Source organism: Nonomuraea terrae, from assembly GCF_004348995.1.
Lineage (GTDB): Bacteria > Actinomycetota > Actinomycetes > Streptosporangiales > Streptosporangiaceae > Nonomuraea > Nonomuraea terrae.
In genome coordinates, this window is record NZ_SMKQ01000227.1 from 1 (window position 1) to 13,898 (window position 13,898).

Below are 13,898 nucleotides of genomic sequence, written 5' to 3' on the forward strand. Positions count from 1 at the left end.
GGTCACGGCCGCGCTGCTCGCCCACCTGCCCACCGTGTTGCCCTCCGTGTCGCCCACCGTGTCGCCCGCTGCCCCCGGCATGCGGGTGCGGCGCGAGGTGCTCGGCGACGCGCACGTGGACCGCGCCGTCGCCCGCACCACCGGCTTCACCCGGGACTTCCAGGACTTCATCACCCGCTACGCCTGGGGCGAGATCTGGACCCGCCCGGGCCTCGACCGGCGCACCCGCAGCTGCGTCACCCTCACGGCGCTGGTGGCCCGCGGCCACCTGGACGAGCTGGCGATGCACGTACGCGCCGCCCTGCGCAACGGGCTCACTCCCGACGAGATCGGCGAGGTGCTGCTGCAGAGCGCCGTCTACTGCGGGGTCCCCGCCGCCAACGCCGCCTTCGCCGTCGCCCAGCGCGTACTCACCGAAACAGCAGAGGAAACCCCATGAGCATCAGCCGCGAGCTGCTGATCGACGGCAAGGCCGTCCCCGCCGCCTCCGGGCGGGTCACTCAGGACGTCAGCCCCTACACCGGCGAGGTCTACGCGACCGTGGCCGCCGCCGGCGCCGACGACGTCACCCGCGCCGTGGACGCCGCCGACGCGGCGTTCGACGCCTGGGCCGGGCTGAGCCCGTTCGCCCGCCGCACGATCTTCCTGCGGGCCGCGGACCTGCTGCAGGCGCGCGCCGAGGAGGTCATCGCGCTGATGGCCGCGGAAGTGGGCGGCACCCGGCCGTGGGCGGGCTTCAACGTGGCGCTGGCCGCCGAGATGCTGCGCGAGGCCGCCGCCTCGATCACCGCTCCGCGCGGGGAGGTCCTCACCGCCCAGGAGGAGGGCGTGCTCGGCCTCGCCGTACGCGAGCCGGTCGGCGTGGTCGCCGCCTTCTCCCCGTGGAACGCCCCCATCATCCTCGGCGTGCGCTCGGTCGCCGCCGCCCTCGCCGCCGGCAACACCGTCGTCATGAAGCCCAGCGAGGACGCCCCGATCGCCTGCGGGCTGCTCATCGCCGACATCCTGCACGAGGCCGGGCTGCCCGCCGGCGTGCTGAACGTGGTGACGAACGACCCGGCCGACGCCGCCGAGGTCGCCGAGGCACTCATCGCCGACCCCCGGGTGCGCGCCGTGAACTTCACCGGCTCCACGAACGTGGGCCGCGTCATCGGCACCCACGCCGCCCGCCACCTCAAGCCCGCCGTCCTCGAACTCGGCGGCAAGAACGCCATCATCGTCCTGGACGACGCCGACGTGGACTACGCCGTCGACGCCGCCGCGTTCGGCGTCTTCATGAACGCCGGCCAGATCTGCATGTCCGGCGACCGCGTCCTCGTCCACGAGTCGCTGGCCGAGGAGTTCACCCGCAAGTTCGCCGCCAAGGTCGCCGCGCTGCCGTCCGGCGATCCTGCCGACCCCGCGACCGTGGTCGGGCCGCTGGTCGGCCCGGCCGCCGCCGCCCGCGTCGCCGCCCTCGTACGGGACGCGGTCGCCAAGGGCGCCACCGTGGTCACCGGCGGCGGCGAGCCCGAGGGCGCGCTGCACCCGGCGACCGTGCTGACCGGGGTCCCGCGGGACGCCGACCTCTACCACGCCGAGGCGTTCGGTCCGCTGTGCGTGATCGCGACGTTCGCGACCGACGACGACGCCGTCACCCAGGCCAACGACACCGACCACGGCCTCACCGCCGGGATCATCACCGAGAACGGCACCCACGGCCTGCGCGTGGCCCGCCGCCTCAAGACCGGCATGGTGCACGTCAACGACCAGTCGGTCGCCGACGAGCCGCAGGCCCCGTTCGGTGGCTTCCGCTCCTCCGGCTACGGCCGTTTCGGCGGACGCTGGGGCGTGGAGGCCTTCTCGAACACGCGCTGGCTGACGCTCGCCACCCAGCAGGCGCACTACCCGTTCTGAGCGGCCCTCGCCTACCCGGCCGACGGCGGGCGCGGCACCGGCGTCCGCTTCGATGAGCAGGGCCGGCCGGTGAAGAGGCCCGTCATGGCCACGAAGGACCTCTCGCCGCTCAGCCGAACACCTTCACGTTGTCGCCCGGAGGATGCGTGCACTGCCCGTACGGGACGGACGCGCCCGCGACCCGCGCGCACGACCAGCCGATGCCGCGCACCTGAACGAGGAAGTACGGCAGCCCGTCCTGCGGCGTCGCCGCCGGGACGTGCTCGCGGTAGGCGTCGGCCACGTCCAGCGCGAGCGCGCACGCGGCCGGCCGGTTCCGGGCCAGGCGCGGGTCGGCCATGTGGGTGGTCACCCGCGCCCCGCCGGCCGCCGTGCCACACGAGAAGTCGCGCCGCGCGCCTTCCCGGTCGCCGGGTCGCTGAGCGTCCGATGGAACGGCCTGGCTCCCTTGACCGGCCTGCCGGGCGTCGTGGGCAGCGTGCGCGCCCGGATGTGCCGCGGTGGCGAACGCGGCCGCCAGCACGAGGGCCGTGACGGAACGCGTCGTGATCTCGGCCATGTGATTTCCCCCCGAAGTCCAGAAATTTCCGGACGTCGTCAGATGGGCGCGGAACGCGATTCGCGTCCCCGGTCATGGCGTCTGCGTCATGGGCTCCTCTCCCGTATCTCTCCACGATGCCGCCCCGGACGCCCGGCGCAGGTCACGCCCGCGTGCGAACTGACCAACCTCCTCTTTGCCGCCGACGGAGAACGGCGATCCAAACCCCGCCCCCGGTCACAGCCCGCGCCGCCCGGCGGCGAGAAGCCGGGCGGCCACCACCGTCAGGCACGCGAGGCAGGCCGTCACCAGCCACACCATGAACGTCGGATAGAGATACGCCAGCTGGACCCACGAGGCGTCCCGGCCACGCGCCAGCACGCGATGGATCGGCACGATCGTCACGCACAACACCGCCGGCGCCAGGTACGGCGCCAGCCGCCACAGCCTCCGCCCGGCCCACCGGCGGGCACGCACGGCGCCCCGCACCCCGAGCCCGACGGTCAGCAGGGTCAGCAGTGCGAACAGCACGTCGGTGAGGAGGAGGGGCGCCCGGGAGGGCGGCTGAGGGGTGCCGCCCTCGATGAGGGTGACCAGGCCGGCCATGAGCTCGTGCGCGTCGGAGTAGGCCATGCCGGTGTTGGCCATGACCGCGATCCCGTGCCCCGTGCCGGGCATCACCAGCTGGTGCGCGGTGGAGGTGAACAGGTCGCCGCCGTGCTCCAGGACGGGCGTGCCGCGTTCGGTCTCGTCGAGCATCCAGCCGAGGGCGTAGTCCTCGTTCTGCGCGGACGGCGTGCGCATCTCCCGGACACTCCGGGGCGACAGGATCCCCGAGCGCTGTGCGATCAACCACCGGCCCATGTCGTGGGCGGTGCTGAGCACCCCTCCTGACCCGTTGCCGAACCCCGTGGGCTCCGGCACCGCGACGGCCCGGCCGAGGACGTACAGGTGGCCGCGGGCACTGCCGGGCAGGTCGCGGTCGGTGTCGACGGTGGTGCTGCGGCGCATGCCGAGCGGCTCGAACACGTGCGCGTCGAGGTAGGCAGCGAACGGCCGGCCGCCGACCACCTCGACGAGCCGCGCGGCGACCTGGTAGTTGGTGTTGTGGTAGCTGAAGGCGGCGCCGGGCTCCGTGGCGAGCCGCGCCGTCCTGAGCCGGGCCACGGCGCCTTCGAGCGTCTCCGGCTGGGGCAGGCTCTTCTCGCGGAAGGCCGAGTCGGCCATGCCGGAGGTCTGGTGGAGCAGCTGCCGTACGGTGATCTTCGCGGCCTGCGGGTCCGCCATGGCGAACTCGGGCAGATAGCGGCGCACCGGCTGATCGAGGGCGACCTTGCCCTGCTCGGCGAGCCGCATGACGGCCAGGGCGGTGAACGACTTGCTGACCGAGGCCATCGCCATGGGCGTGTCGGCCGTGACGGGCTCGCCGGTGGCGGTGCGGCCGTACCCGGCGGCGTGCACGATCCGGTTCCCTTCCGTGATCACCACGGCGACCCCGGGCAGCCCCGTGGCCGCGCGGTACCGCTCGACGTAGGCGTCGACGGACGCCGGGAGGGCGGGGGACAGGGCTAGGCAGATCGCCGTGAGGGTGGTGAGCATGCGCCGACGCTAACGACGTCCCTCGGCCGCACACCATTGCGGCGAACCGCCGCCTTCGTTACGGGAAACCGTAGCGCAGGGCGTGCGGGCGGTATTCGCCGTGCGGCTCGGCCTCGCGCAGGGCGTCCAGGAAGGACGCGGAGCCGTCGAAGTCCGGCATCTCCAGATAGGCGGCGCCTACTCCGGCCGGGTCGTGCGCGTCCGAGCCGACCGTGGCCGGCAGCCCGTACGCCCGCGCCGTGCGCAGCGCCGCCAGGTTGTGCTCATGGTCGGGGGTCTTCGCGTTGAACACCTCCACCGCGTCGATCATCCCGGCGGCGCACATCGCCTCAAGGCGGTCGCCGACCCCGAACCGGTGCGGATCGTACGGGTGCGGCGCGCACACGATGCCGCCCTGCGCCCGGACCCGCTCGACCACCCGCTCGGCGGGCAGCACGTACGGCACCCGTTCGGTGAGGAAGAGGCCGATCAGCTCGCCGGAGCCGGTCCGGATCTCCTCGCCCGGCACCACCCGGGCGCCGACCGCGCGGGAGAGCTCCTCGGCGCCGCCCGCCAGGTGGTTGTGGTCGGTGACGCAGACCACGTCGATCCGGAGGGCCGCCACGCGTTCGGCCAGCTGGTCGAGCGTCATGACCGAGTCACCGGAGGCGACGGTGTGCAGGTGGCAGTCGACGCGTACCCAGCCCGGCCGGACGGGCCGGGCCGGTCGCGGTGCGGAGATCACGGCGTACGGACGGTCAGGACGACAGGCCGAGCTCGGCCAGCAACTCCTGGGAGTAGGCGATGCGGCCGGTGAGCTTGTCGGGCGGGGCCTGGCACAGGGCGAGCGCGGCGGCGGCCATCACCTCCGGCGGTTCGGCGTTCGGGTCCTCCTCGGTGGTCAGCCGGTGGAACAGCGTGCCCGGGGTCGGCACCACCTTGGTCGGCGCGAGCGAGTTGACCGCGATGCCGTCGGCGTAGAGCTCGGCGGCCAGGCCCGTGGTGAAACGTTCGAGCGCCGCCTTGCACATGCCGTACACCGTGGCGCCCAGCCCCGCGTGCGGCCCCGGCGGCATGCTCGGGTGGCGGGCGGCGATCGAGGAGATGTTCAGGATCCAGCCCTGCCCGCGCGCCCGCATGCCGGGGATGACCAGCTGCGCCAGTTGCGTCGGCGCCGTCACCTGCACCTCGAACATCAGCGCGTAGCGGCGCGCGGTGAAGTCGGCCACCGGCGTGAAGTAGGTGACGGCGGCGTTGTTGACCAGGATGTCGATGTCGCCGTAATGCGCGCGCACCTGCTCGACCAGCCGCTCGCGGTCCTGCGGCACGGCCAGGTCGGCCTGGAAGGCCTCCGCCGTCCCGCCCGCGGCGCGGATGCCGGCGATCGTGTCCTCAAGGGTGCCGGGCAGCCGGCTGGTGCCGGGCGAGAGCGTCCGCGCGCTGGCCGCCACGCGCGCGCCCGCCGCGGCGAACTCCGCCGCGATGGCGGCGCCGATGCCTCTGCTGGCCCCGGTCACCAGCGCGACCTTGCCGTCGAGTACGCCCATCATGCTCCTCCTGCACGGCCGAGCGGCATGTTTTAGAACTAAGTTCTGGAATCAGCTTCACCACGGGACACCACCGCTGTCAAGCACGGTCGAGCGTGAGCGCCCCTCACTTGGGGGCGGGGCGGGCGCGTACGTGCATGCGCTCGCCCTGCGGGCCGAACAGGGCGAGCACCTCGGTGGGCTCGTCGCCGGGGTTGACGAAGGCGTGCGGCGTCCGCGTGTCGAACTCGGCGACCTCGCCCGCCCCGAGGACGACGTCGTGCGGGCCGAGCCGCAGACGCAGCCGCCCGGCCAGCACGTACAGCCACTCGTAACCCTCGTGGACCCGCTGCTCGGGCTCGTAGCCCGGCCAGTGCGGCGGGTAGATCTGCTTGTACGCCTGCAACCCGCCCGCCCGCCGGCTCAGCGGGATGTACGTCATGCCGAAGCGCTCGACCGGCCGCAGGTGCACGCGCGGGTCGCCGGTTACGGGCGCGCCGATCAGCTCGTCGAGCTGCACCTGGTACGCCCTGGCCAGCAGGAGCAGCAGCTCCAGCGTCGGCCTGCGCTGCCCCGACTCCAGCCGCGACAGCGTGCTCACCGAGATGCCGGTGGTCGTGGACAGCTCCACCAGCGTCGTGCCCCGCTCCTGGCGCATCGCCCGCAGCCGCGGGCCCACCGACTGAAGCACCCCATCGAGATCCATGCCGACCAGTTTGCCATTACGGCAAGGTAATTTGGCAAATTGTCATCACCGCGGCGACAGTTGCGCCATGGAAACGACATACGACGTGGTGGTGATCGGCGGCGGCGCCGCCGGTCTGAGCGGGGCGCTCGCACTGGGCCGGGCCCGGCGCAAGGTGCTGGTGATCGACTCGGGCGCGCCGCGGAACGCGCCCGCACAAGGGGTGCACGCCTTCCTGACACGCGAGGGCGTGCCGCCGCGGGAGCTGCTGGCCATCGGCCGCGAGGAGGTGGCCGCGTACGGCGTCGAGATCGTGACGGGCACCGTCACGGGCGCCGAGCGGCTCGGCGAGGGCCGCTTCCGCGTCACCCGCGAGGAGGGGACGGCGGTCGAGGCCCGCCGGCTGCTGGTGACCACGGGCGTGGTGGACGAGCTGCCCGAGGTGCCTGGCCTGGCCGGGCTGTGGGGCGGCGACGTGCTGCACTGCCCGTACTGCCACGGCTGGGAGGTGCGCGACCAGCCGATCGGCGTCCTGGCCACCGGCCCGATGGCCGTGCATCAGGCGCTGCTGTGGCGGCAGTGGAGCGACGACGTGACCCTGTTCCTGCACACCGCGCCGGAGCCGGGCGAGGAGGCGCGCGAGGAGCTCGCCGCCAGGGGCGTGGCCGTGGTGGAGGGCGAGGTGACCGAGGCCGTCGTCGACGGCGGACGCCTGCGCGGCCTGCGGCTGGCCGACGGGCGCGAGGTCCCGCGCCGGGTGCTCGTCGCCGTCGGCCGCATGACGGCCCGTACGGAGCACCTGGCCGGCCTCGGCCTGGAGACCGCCGAGCTGGAGATGGGCGGCCACGTCCTCGGTACGTACCTGCCGGCCGACCCGTCGGGGGCGACGAGCGTGCCGGGGGTGTGGGTGGCGGGCAACGTCTCGAACCTCATGGACCAGGTCATCTCGGCAGCGGCGGCGGGCGTGCGCGCCGGTGCCGTCATCAACGCCGACCTGGTCGCCGAGGAGACCCGCACCGCCGTGGCCGCCCGACGCGCGCGGACGTCCGCGGCCGACGACCGCCCGGCCGACGAGTTCTGGGACGACCGTTACAGCGAGAGCGAGCGGATCTGGAGCGGCGAGCCCAACGTCGCGCTCGTCCGCGAGGCCGCGGACCTGACGCCGGGCACCGCCCTCGACCTGGGCTGCGGCGAGGGCGGTGACGCCATCTGGCTGGCGCGGCAGGGCTGGCGGGTCACCGCCGCCGACATCTCCCGCGTCGCCCTCGAACGCGGCGCCGCCCAGGCCGCCGAGGCCGGCGTGGCCGACCGTGTCGACTGGCAGCGGCACGACCTCGCGGCCTCCTTCCCCGAGGGCTCCTACGACCTCGTCTCCGCGTGCTACCTGCACTCTCCCGTCGACATGCCGCGCGAGAAGATCCTGCGCGCCGCCGCCTCGGCCGTCGCGCCAGGAGGGGTGCTGCTCGTCGTCGGGCACGCGGGCTGGCCGTCCTGGGAGCACGACCACGACCACCCCGACGTGCACTTCCCGACGCCCGAGGAGGTGCTCGCCTCTCTGGAGCTCGGCGAAGGGGAGTGGGACGTGCTGCGCAGCGAGGAGTTCGAACGCGCCCAGGCCACCCCGGACGGCCGGCGCGGCACCCGTCACGACAACGTGCTCAAGATCCGCCGTCGCCTGTGACGTTCAGGGTGAGCCCGCCGGGCTCACCCTGGTCAGGCGCAGGTCGTGGGAGCCGTCGGCGCGGGTCAGCTCGTAGTACAGCCACCACCGCCCGTCCACGATCAACGCGTCCAGGTAGCGAAGCGAGCCCGTCCCGTACGGCGAGACGCTCCACGGCGCGGCGTCCGTCAGCCGCCGCCAGGTGAACAGGTCCGCCGAGACGGCCAGGCCGCAGCGTTCCTCGTAGTTCTCCTCGGGTGAGGCCGACCCGTCGTAGAAGCCGAGGTAGCCGCCGGCCGCCGGGACGACGCTGTTGAGCCTGGCCTGGTAGCGGTCCCAGCCGGAGCCCACGGGCAGCACCTCGCCGTGCCAGCGGAAGCTCGCGCCGCCGTCGACGGAGACGGCCAGCCCCGTGGGGTGGGTGGTGGCGCCGACGGCGTAGACGTCGGCGGTGGCGTGCGCGTCGGCCGGCAGGCCGGCGCGCCGCTCGGCGTAGCTGGCGAACAGGTACGTCACCGGCCCGTCCTGGACGACGTACGGGTCCTTGACGCCCTCGGTGCCCGTGGAGGCGGCGGTCAGGACGGGGCGGGCGTCGGTGAGGTCGAAGCGCGAGGGATGGTCGGCGGCCAGGGCGTCGACGCGCCAGCGGTTGTCGGCGGGATCGACGTACGACAGGTACAGGCGGTAGCCGCCGGGCGTCCGGGTCAGGCGGAAGCGCTCCATGGACGGCGTGCGCAGCTCGTCCTTGTGCACCGACCACACCTCGGAGAAGCGCACGCCGTCGTCGCTGACGGCCACGGCGCAGTGCCAGCCGCGTTCGTGCCCGGCGCCACGGGGGCGGCGGTGGCGGTAGGTGAGCCAGAAACGCTCGCCGTCGTGCAGCACGCCGGGCGCACCTGCCCAGTAGCCGGGCTCCTCCTTCTCGGGGCCGAACACCACGGTGGCGCCGGAGGCGTCGATCGGCGGGAGGTACGGGCTGTTCACGGGCGCTCCTCGATTTCTTCCGGGGGGTTGACATAAAACCAGATCCACCTGTCGCGGGGCTAATCATGTATATCCAGTAGGAAATATTGACTTTAGGGGGGACGGCTCGTAGCTTCGAGGTCATGAGCCAGGCCGCGAACCTGACCCGCCGCCCGCACGTGGACCACGGCCACGTCGCCAGCGCGCAGTGTCGCTGATCTCGAAAACCGCCTACGACATCCCGTTTCGCTTGTGAAGGGCCATCTCGTATGCCTGTCTCCTCCCTCCTACGACCTGTGCTCGCCGCGTTCCTGCTGGCCGCGTCGGTCGCGTGCGCCCCGGGCGGCGAGCCCGCCGCGGCGGCGCTCGCGCCGGACGCGCCGCTGCCGGCCACCGTCCCCAAGGGCACCAAGCTGATCGTCGGAGATCCGTCCACCAAGGTCGCGCTGGAGCTCTCCGGCGAGCTCGGCACACTCCCGTTCGACATCGAGTGGGCCAACATCAGCGGCGGCCCCCAGACCAGCGAGGCGTTCCGGGCCGGCGCGCTCGACGTCGGCGCGGTCGCGGAGATCCCGGCCGTCTACGCGACCTGGACCGGCCTGCCCGTGAAGATCGTCGCCTCGAAGTTCCGCAAGGACCCCCTCGACCATCCGACCTACGAGCTCGGCATCGCACCGGGCGTCACCGTGCGGACCCTGGCCGACCTGCGCGGCAAGAAGATCGCCTACAGCCCAGGGCAGGCGCAGGGCGCGCTCGTCCTCAAGGTGCTCAAGCGGGCCGGGCTGACCAAGAACGACGTCACCCTCGTCGAGCTGCCGAGCACCGGCGACGTCTACCCCAACGCGCTGGCCTCCAAGCAGGTGGACGTGGCGCCCATCGGCGGCGTCAACATCAGGCGGTACGTCGCCAAGTTCGGCCGGGACGGCGCCACGACCGTACGGCACGGGCTGCGCGACGACCCGAGCCACCTCTACGTCCGCACCGAAACGCTCAAGGACCCGGCCAAGGCCGCCGCGATCCGCGCGTACGTCGCCGCCTGGGCCCGCGCCTCCCGCTGGGTGTACGAGCACCCGGAGGAATGGATCGACGGCTACTACGTCAAGGACCAGGGCCTCAGCGCCGCCGACGGCCGCTACCTGGCCGAGCTGGCCGGCGAGCCGGACATCCCCGCCGACTGGTCGCAGGCCATCGCCCGGCACCAGGAGGTCATCGACATCCTCGCCGAGGAGACCGGCAACCCGGTGCTGAAGGCCGAGGACCTGTACGACCCGCGCTTCCAGCCGGTGGGCGCGGACGCGATCAAGGACGGTGCCTGATGACCCTCGTCGCCACCCGCCCCGAGGCGGCCGTCCGCCGGCGAAGAAGGCTGCGGCCCGGCCCGCGGATCACGCTCGGCTTCCTGGTGGGCCCGTCGCTGCTGCTCGCGCTCTGGTCGGTGGCCTCGGTGACGGGCCTGCTCGACCCCCGGTTCCTGTCGGCGCCGTGGACGGTGGTCACCACCGCGGCCGAGCTGATCGAGTCGGGCCGCCTGCAGGACAACCTGCTCGCCTCCGTCCGGCGCGTTCTGCTGGGGCTGGCCTTCGGCATTCCGCTGGGCACGCTGCTCGCGCTCGTCTCGGGGCTGAGCCGCTGGGGCGAGGCCGTGATCGACGGGCCCGTCCAGATCAAGCGGGCCGTTCCGGCGCTCGCGCTGATGCCGCTGCTGATCCTGTGGCTCGGCATCGGCGAGGGCATGAAGGTGACCGTCATCGCCCTCGGCGTGTTCGTGCCGATCTACGTCCATACGCACAACGGGCTGCGCAGCATCGACAGCCGCTACGTCGAGCTGGCCGAGACGGTCGGCCTCGGGCGCGGCGCGTTCGTCAGGAAGGTGGTCCTGCCGGGGGCACTGCCCGGGTTCCTGCTCGGCATGCGCTTCGCGGTCACCACGGCCTGGTTGTACCTGGTCGTGGCCGAGCTGATCAACTCCACCACCGGCATCGGCTACATGATGGACCTGGCGCGCACGTACGGGCAGACCGACGTGATCCTCGTCGGCATCGTCCTGTACGGCCTGCTCGGTCTCTTCTCCGACGCCGGGGTGCGGCTGGTGGAGAGGAGGGCCCTGTCATGGCGACGGACACTCGCCGGCTGATCCGCGTCGAGGCACTGACCCGCCGGTACGGCGCCCGCACCATCCTGGACGCCCTGGACCTGGAGATCGAGCCTGGCGAGTTCGTGGCCCTGCTCGGGCAGAGCGGATCGGGCAAGAGCACCCTGCTGCGGGCCCTGGCCGGTCTGGACGGCGACGTGGCGGGGGACGGGCTGGTCGAGGTGCCCGCGCAGGTGTCGGTGGTCTTCCAGGACGCCAGGCTCCTGCCCTGGCAGCGGGTGCTGGACAACGTCGTCCTCGGCCTCGACGGGGCCGCGGCCCGCGGCCGGGAGAGCCTGGCCGAGGTGGGCCTGGCCGGCCGGGAGCGCGCCTGGCCGAACGAGCTGTCCGGCGGCGAGCAGCAGCGGGTGGCGCTGGCGCGCTCCCTCGTACGCGAGCCCCGGCTGCTGCTCGCCGACGAACCCTTCGGCGCCCTCGACGCCCTGACCAGGGTCAAGATGCATGTGCTGCTGCGCCGCCTGGTCGAGCAGCACCGGCCCGCCGTGCTCCTGGTCACCCACGACGTGGACGAGGCCATCGCGCTGGCCGACCGCGTCCTCGTGCTCGACCACGGCAGGATCGCCGCCGAGCAGCGGCTCGACGGCGGCAGACGCACCACCGAGATCCGAGCCGAGCTGCTGCGCGCGCTCGGCGTGACGGGAGAAGAGCGCACGTGAGACAGCTGAACCTCAACCTGTTCGTCTACCCGGCCGGGCACCACGAGGCCGCCTGGCGCTTCCGCGGCGCCGAACCGCACCGGGTGCTGGACATCACCTACTACCAGGAGCTCGCGCGGCGGGCGGAGGAGGCCACGTTCGACGCGGTGTTCTTCGCGGACGGGCCCTCGCTGCCGGACAACGTCCGCTACGCCAGCCGCTTCCGGCTTGAGCCGTTCACCTGGTTGTCGGCCCTCGCCATGGCCACCAGCAGGATCGGCCTGATCGCCACCGCCTCCACGACGTACCTGGAGCCGTACAACCTGGCGCGGCTGTTCGCCTCGCTCGACCACCTCAGCGGCGGGCGGGCCGGATGGAACATCGTCACCACCGGCGCTCCGCAGGCGGCGCAGAACTTCGGCCTCGACGAGCACCCGGCGCACGCGTCGCGGTACGCGCGGGCGGACGAGTTCGTCCGGGTGGTGAGCGCGCTGTGGGACAGCTGGGAGGACGACGCGCTCGTCATCGACCCCGATTCGGGGGTCTTCGCCGACGACGCCAAGATCCACCCCATCGAGCACGCCGGCGAGTGGCTGCGCGTCCGCGGCCCGCTCAACACCCCGCGCATCCCCCAGGGCAGGCCCGTCTACGTGCAGGCGGGCTCCTCGCAGGACGGCAAGGCGTTCGCCGCCCGCCACGCCGAGGCGATCTTCACCGCCCACCAGACCCTCGACAACGCCCGTGCCTTCTACGCCGACGTCAAGGCCAGGGTGCGGGCCGAGGGCCGCGACCCCGACCTCGTCAAGGTGCTGCCGGGCATCAGCCCGTTCATCGGCTCGACCGAGGCGGAGGCGCTGGCCCTGCGGAAGGAGTTCGACGAGCTGACCCAGCCGGAGTACTCGCTGCGGCAACTGCGCCAGTTCCTCGGCGTCGACCTGTCCGGTCACGACCTGGACGGCCCGGTGCCCCGGGAGAAGCTGCCCACCCACGAGCAGCGCGGCTACGGCAGCCGTTTCCAGGTCGTGGTGGACATCATCGACCGGGAGCGGCCCACCATCAGGCAGCTCCTGCACCGCCTGGCCGGAGCCCGCGGGCACTGGGTGACCGCCGGGACGCCCGAGCAGATCGCCGACCGCATGCAGGAGTGGTTCCTGGGCGGGGCGGCCGACGGCTTCAACGTCATGCCGCCCTACCTGAACGGCGGGTTCGACGTGTTCGCCGACGAGGTGGTGCCCATTCTGCGGCGCCGCGGCCTGTTCAGGACCGCGTACGAGGGCGCCACCTTGCGCTCCCACTACGGCCTGCCCAGACCCGCCAGCCAGTACGGACCCCGCCAGGTCTCCGGGGGTGGTCGCGGTGTCCGGTGAGGGCGTGGTGGCGCTGGCCGGCAACCCGCGCAGCGGCTCCAGGACGCTCGACGCCGCGGTCGAGATCGCCGAGACACTGGCCAAGGGAGCCGGGCATGACGATCCCGTCGCGCTGGTGGACCTGTCGGAGCTGGGGCCGCGGCTGCTGTCGCCCGTGCCGCCGCCCGACGTGACGGCGGCCCGCGAACGGGTCGCTGCGGCGAAGGTGCTCGTCGTGGCCGGCCCCACCTACAAGGGCACCTACACGGGGCTGCTCAAGGTGTTCCTGGACGGGCTGCCGTCGCGGGCCCTGGCCGGCACGGTCGCGCTGCCCGTGCTCGTGATGGGCGACCCGCGGCACGCGCTCGCCGTCGAGGTGCACCTGCGCCCGCTCCTGGTGGAGCTGGGCGCGAGCGTCCCGACACCCGGCCTCGCGCTGGTCGAGGCGGACCTCCCGCGGCTGCGGGAGGTGCTGGATCCCTGGCAGGCCGCGGTGGGGCCGCACGTGCGCGCGGCGCTCGACGGCCGGCCATGACCTTCTCCCGTGAGGAACTCTCTCGTGATCGTGCCATCGATGACATCCGGCAGGACGGGGGCGCCCGCATGACCGACACCCTTCCCGACCACGCCGTGGCGGCCGAGCGGTTCCGGCGCACGCTCGCCGTGCACGCCAGCGGCGTCGTGATCATCACCGCGCAGAGCGGCGGCGTCCCCGTCGGGCTCACCGCCACCTCGTTCTCGTCCGTCAGCCTCGATCCGCCGCTCGTCTCCTTCTACGTCGACCGTTCCTCCACCACCTGGCCCCGGCTGGGCGCGGCCGGGCACTTCGCGGTCAACATCCTGGCCAGCGACCAGGCGGAGCTGGCGGCCCGGTTCGCCCGCAAGGGCGCCGACCGCTTCGCCCCGCCCACCCGCTGGC

15 protein-coding genes are annotated in these 13,898 nt (G+C 73.2%); 9 read left to right on the forward strand and 6 right to left on the reverse strand.

Annotated features, from left to right (window positions below; genetic code table 11):
- Positions 1–439, forward strand: a 439-nt coding sequence (gene pcaC, locus E1286_RS40200) for a 4-carboxymuconolactone decarboxylase (RefSeq protein WP_246075572.1), incomplete at its 5' end; no start/stop codon positions are given.
- Positions 436–1,896 (forward strand): aldehyde dehydrogenase family protein, encoded by a 1,461-nt coding sequence (locus E1286_RS40205; protein ID WP_132621456.1) that lies wholly within the window; start codon positions 436–438, stop codon positions 1,894–1,896. The genes pcaC and E1286_RS40205, both read left to right, overlap by 4 nt.
- A 109-nt stretch (positions 1,897–2,005) precedes the next feature.
- Here E1286_RS40205 and E1286_RS40210 read toward each other — a convergent pair whose 3' ends face one another.
- From E1286_RS40210 to E1286_RS40230, 5 genes are all read right to left on the reverse strand, one after another.
- On the reverse strand, positions 2,006–2,455 hold the full coding sequence (locus E1286_RS40210) for a hypothetical protein (protein ID WP_132621458.1): 450 nt from the start codon (positions 2,453–2,455) through the stop codon (positions 2,006–2,008).
- Positions 2,456–2,671: 216 nt separating this feature from the next.
- A complete protein-coding gene (locus tag E1286_RS40215) occupies positions 2,672–4,033 on the reverse strand; it encodes a serine hydrolase domain-containing protein (protein ID WP_132621460.1) in 1,362 nt (453 codons plus the stop codon).
- Between the two features lie 58 nt (positions 4,034–4,091).
- Complete coding sequence (locus tag E1286_RS40220; RefSeq protein WP_132621462.1) at positions 4,092–4,757, reverse strand: PHP domain-containing protein; 666 nt, start codon at positions 4,755–4,757, stop codon at positions 4,092–4,094.
- Positions 4,758–4,770: 13 nt separating this feature from the next.
- The gene (locus tag E1286_RS40225) at positions 4,771–5,562 is read right to left on the reverse strand and encodes an SDR family NAD(P)-dependent oxidoreductase (protein ID WP_132621464.1); all 792 of its coding nucleotides are present in this window, start codon (positions 5,560–5,562) and stop codon (positions 4,771–4,773) included.
- Positions 5,563–5,665: 103 nt separating this feature from the next.
- Complete coding sequence (locus E1286_RS40230) at positions 5,666–6,244, reverse strand: helix-turn-helix domain-containing protein (protein WP_132621466.1); 579 nt, start codon at positions 6,242–6,244, stop codon at positions 5,666–5,668.
- 67 nt (positions 6,245–6,311) lie between these two features.
- Between E1286_RS40230 and E1286_RS40235 the strand changes: the two genes are divergently transcribed.
- The gene (locus E1286_RS40235) at positions 6,312–7,904 is read left to right on the forward strand and encodes an FAD-dependent oxidoreductase (RefSeq protein WP_132621468.1); all 1,593 of its coding nucleotides are present in this window, start codon (positions 6,312–6,314) and stop codon (positions 7,902–7,904) included.
- A 3-nt stretch (positions 7,905–7,907) separates the two neighbouring features.
- Here E1286_RS40235 and E1286_RS40240 read toward each other — a convergent pair whose 3' ends face one another.
- On the reverse strand, positions 7,908–8,867 hold the full coding sequence (locus E1286_RS40240; protein ID WP_132621470.1) for a glycoside hydrolase family protein: 960 nt from the start codon (positions 8,865–8,867) through the stop codon (positions 7,908–7,910).
- Between the two features lie 248 nt (positions 8,868–9,115).
- Between E1286_RS40240 and E1286_RS40245 the strand changes: the two genes are divergently transcribed.
- From E1286_RS40245 to E1286_RS40270, 6 genes are all read left to right on the forward strand, one after another.
- Positions 9,116–10,162 carry an ABC transporter substrate-binding protein gene (locus E1286_RS40245; protein ID WP_132621472.1) on the forward strand — a complete coding sequence of 349 codons (1,047 nt, stop codon included), beginning with the start codon at positions 9,116–9,118 and terminating at the stop codon, positions 10,160–10,162.
- Positions 10,162–10,980, forward strand: coding sequence for an ABC transporter permease (locus tag E1286_RS40250; protein WP_132621474.1), 819 nt, complete (start codon positions 10,162–10,164; stop codon positions 10,978–10,980). Before E1286_RS40245 ends, E1286_RS40250 begins: the two co-directional genes overlap by 1 nt.
- Positions 10,956–11,654, forward strand: coding sequence for an ABC transporter ATP-binding protein (locus tag E1286_RS48930; RefSeq protein WP_132621476.1), 699 nt, complete (start codon positions 10,956–10,958; stop codon positions 11,652–11,654). Before E1286_RS40250 ends, E1286_RS48930 begins: the two co-directional genes overlap by 25 nt.
- Positions 11,651–13,000: an LLM class flavin-dependent oxidoreductase gene (locus E1286_RS40260; protein ID WP_132621478.1), complete on the forward strand. Its 1,350-nt coding sequence runs from the start codon at positions 11,651–11,653 to the stop codon at positions 12,998–13,000. Before E1286_RS48930 ends, E1286_RS40260 begins: the two co-directional genes overlap by 4 nt.
- Positions 12,990–13,514 (forward strand): NADPH-dependent FMN reductase, encoded by a 525-nt coding sequence (locus E1286_RS40265; RefSeq protein WP_187368293.1) that lies wholly within the window; start codon positions 12,990–12,992, stop codon positions 13,512–13,514. The genes E1286_RS40260 and E1286_RS40265 overlap by 11 nt, the downstream gene beginning before the upstream one ends.
- A gap of 68 nt (positions 13,515–13,582) precedes the next feature.
- On the forward strand, positions 13,583–13,898 hold a 316-nt coding region (locus E1286_RS40270), incomplete at its 3' end, for a flavin reductase family protein (protein WP_132621480.1).

What these genes read in the sequence shown, in the direction of transcription:
- E1286_RS40205 (WP_132621456.1), top strand. Translation starts at nt 436, where the DNA reads ATGAGCATCAGCCGCGAGCTGCTGATCGACGGCAAGGCCGTCCCCGCC.
- E1286_RS40245 (WP_132621472.1), top strand. Translation starts at nt 9,116, where the DNA reads ATGCCTGTCTCCTCCCTCCTACGACCTGTGCTCGCCGCGTTCCTGCTG.
- E1286_RS40215 (WP_132621460.1), bottom strand. Translation starts at nt 4,033, where the DNA reads ATGCTCACCACCCTCACGGCGATCTGCCTAGCCCTGTCCCCCGCCCTC.
- E1286_RS40225 (WP_132621464.1), bottom strand. Translation starts at nt 5,562, where the DNA reads ATGATGGGCGTACTCGACGGCAAGGTCGCGCTGGTGACCGGGGCCAGC.
- E1286_RS40235 (WP_132621468.1), top strand. Translation starts at nt 6,312, where the DNA reads ATGGAAACGACATACGACGTGGTGGTGATCGGCGGCGGCGCCGCCGGT.
- E1286_RS48930 (WP_132621476.1), top strand. Translation starts at nt 10,956, where the DNA reads ATGGCGACGGACACTCGCCGGCTGATCCGCGTCGAGGCACTGACCCGC.
- E1286_RS40230 (WP_132621466.1), bottom strand. Translation starts at nt 6,244, where the DNA reads ATGGATCTCGATGGGGTGCTTCAGTCGGTGGGCCCGCGGCTGCGGGCG.
- E1286_RS40250 (WP_132621474.1), top strand. Translation starts at nt 10,162, where the DNA reads ATGACCCTCGTCGCCACCCGCCCCGAGGCGGCCGTCCGCCGGCGAAGA.
- E1286_RS40210 (WP_132621458.1), bottom strand. Translation starts at nt 2,455, where the DNA reads ATGGCCGAGATCACGACGCGTTCCGTCACGGCCCTCGTGCTGGCGGCC.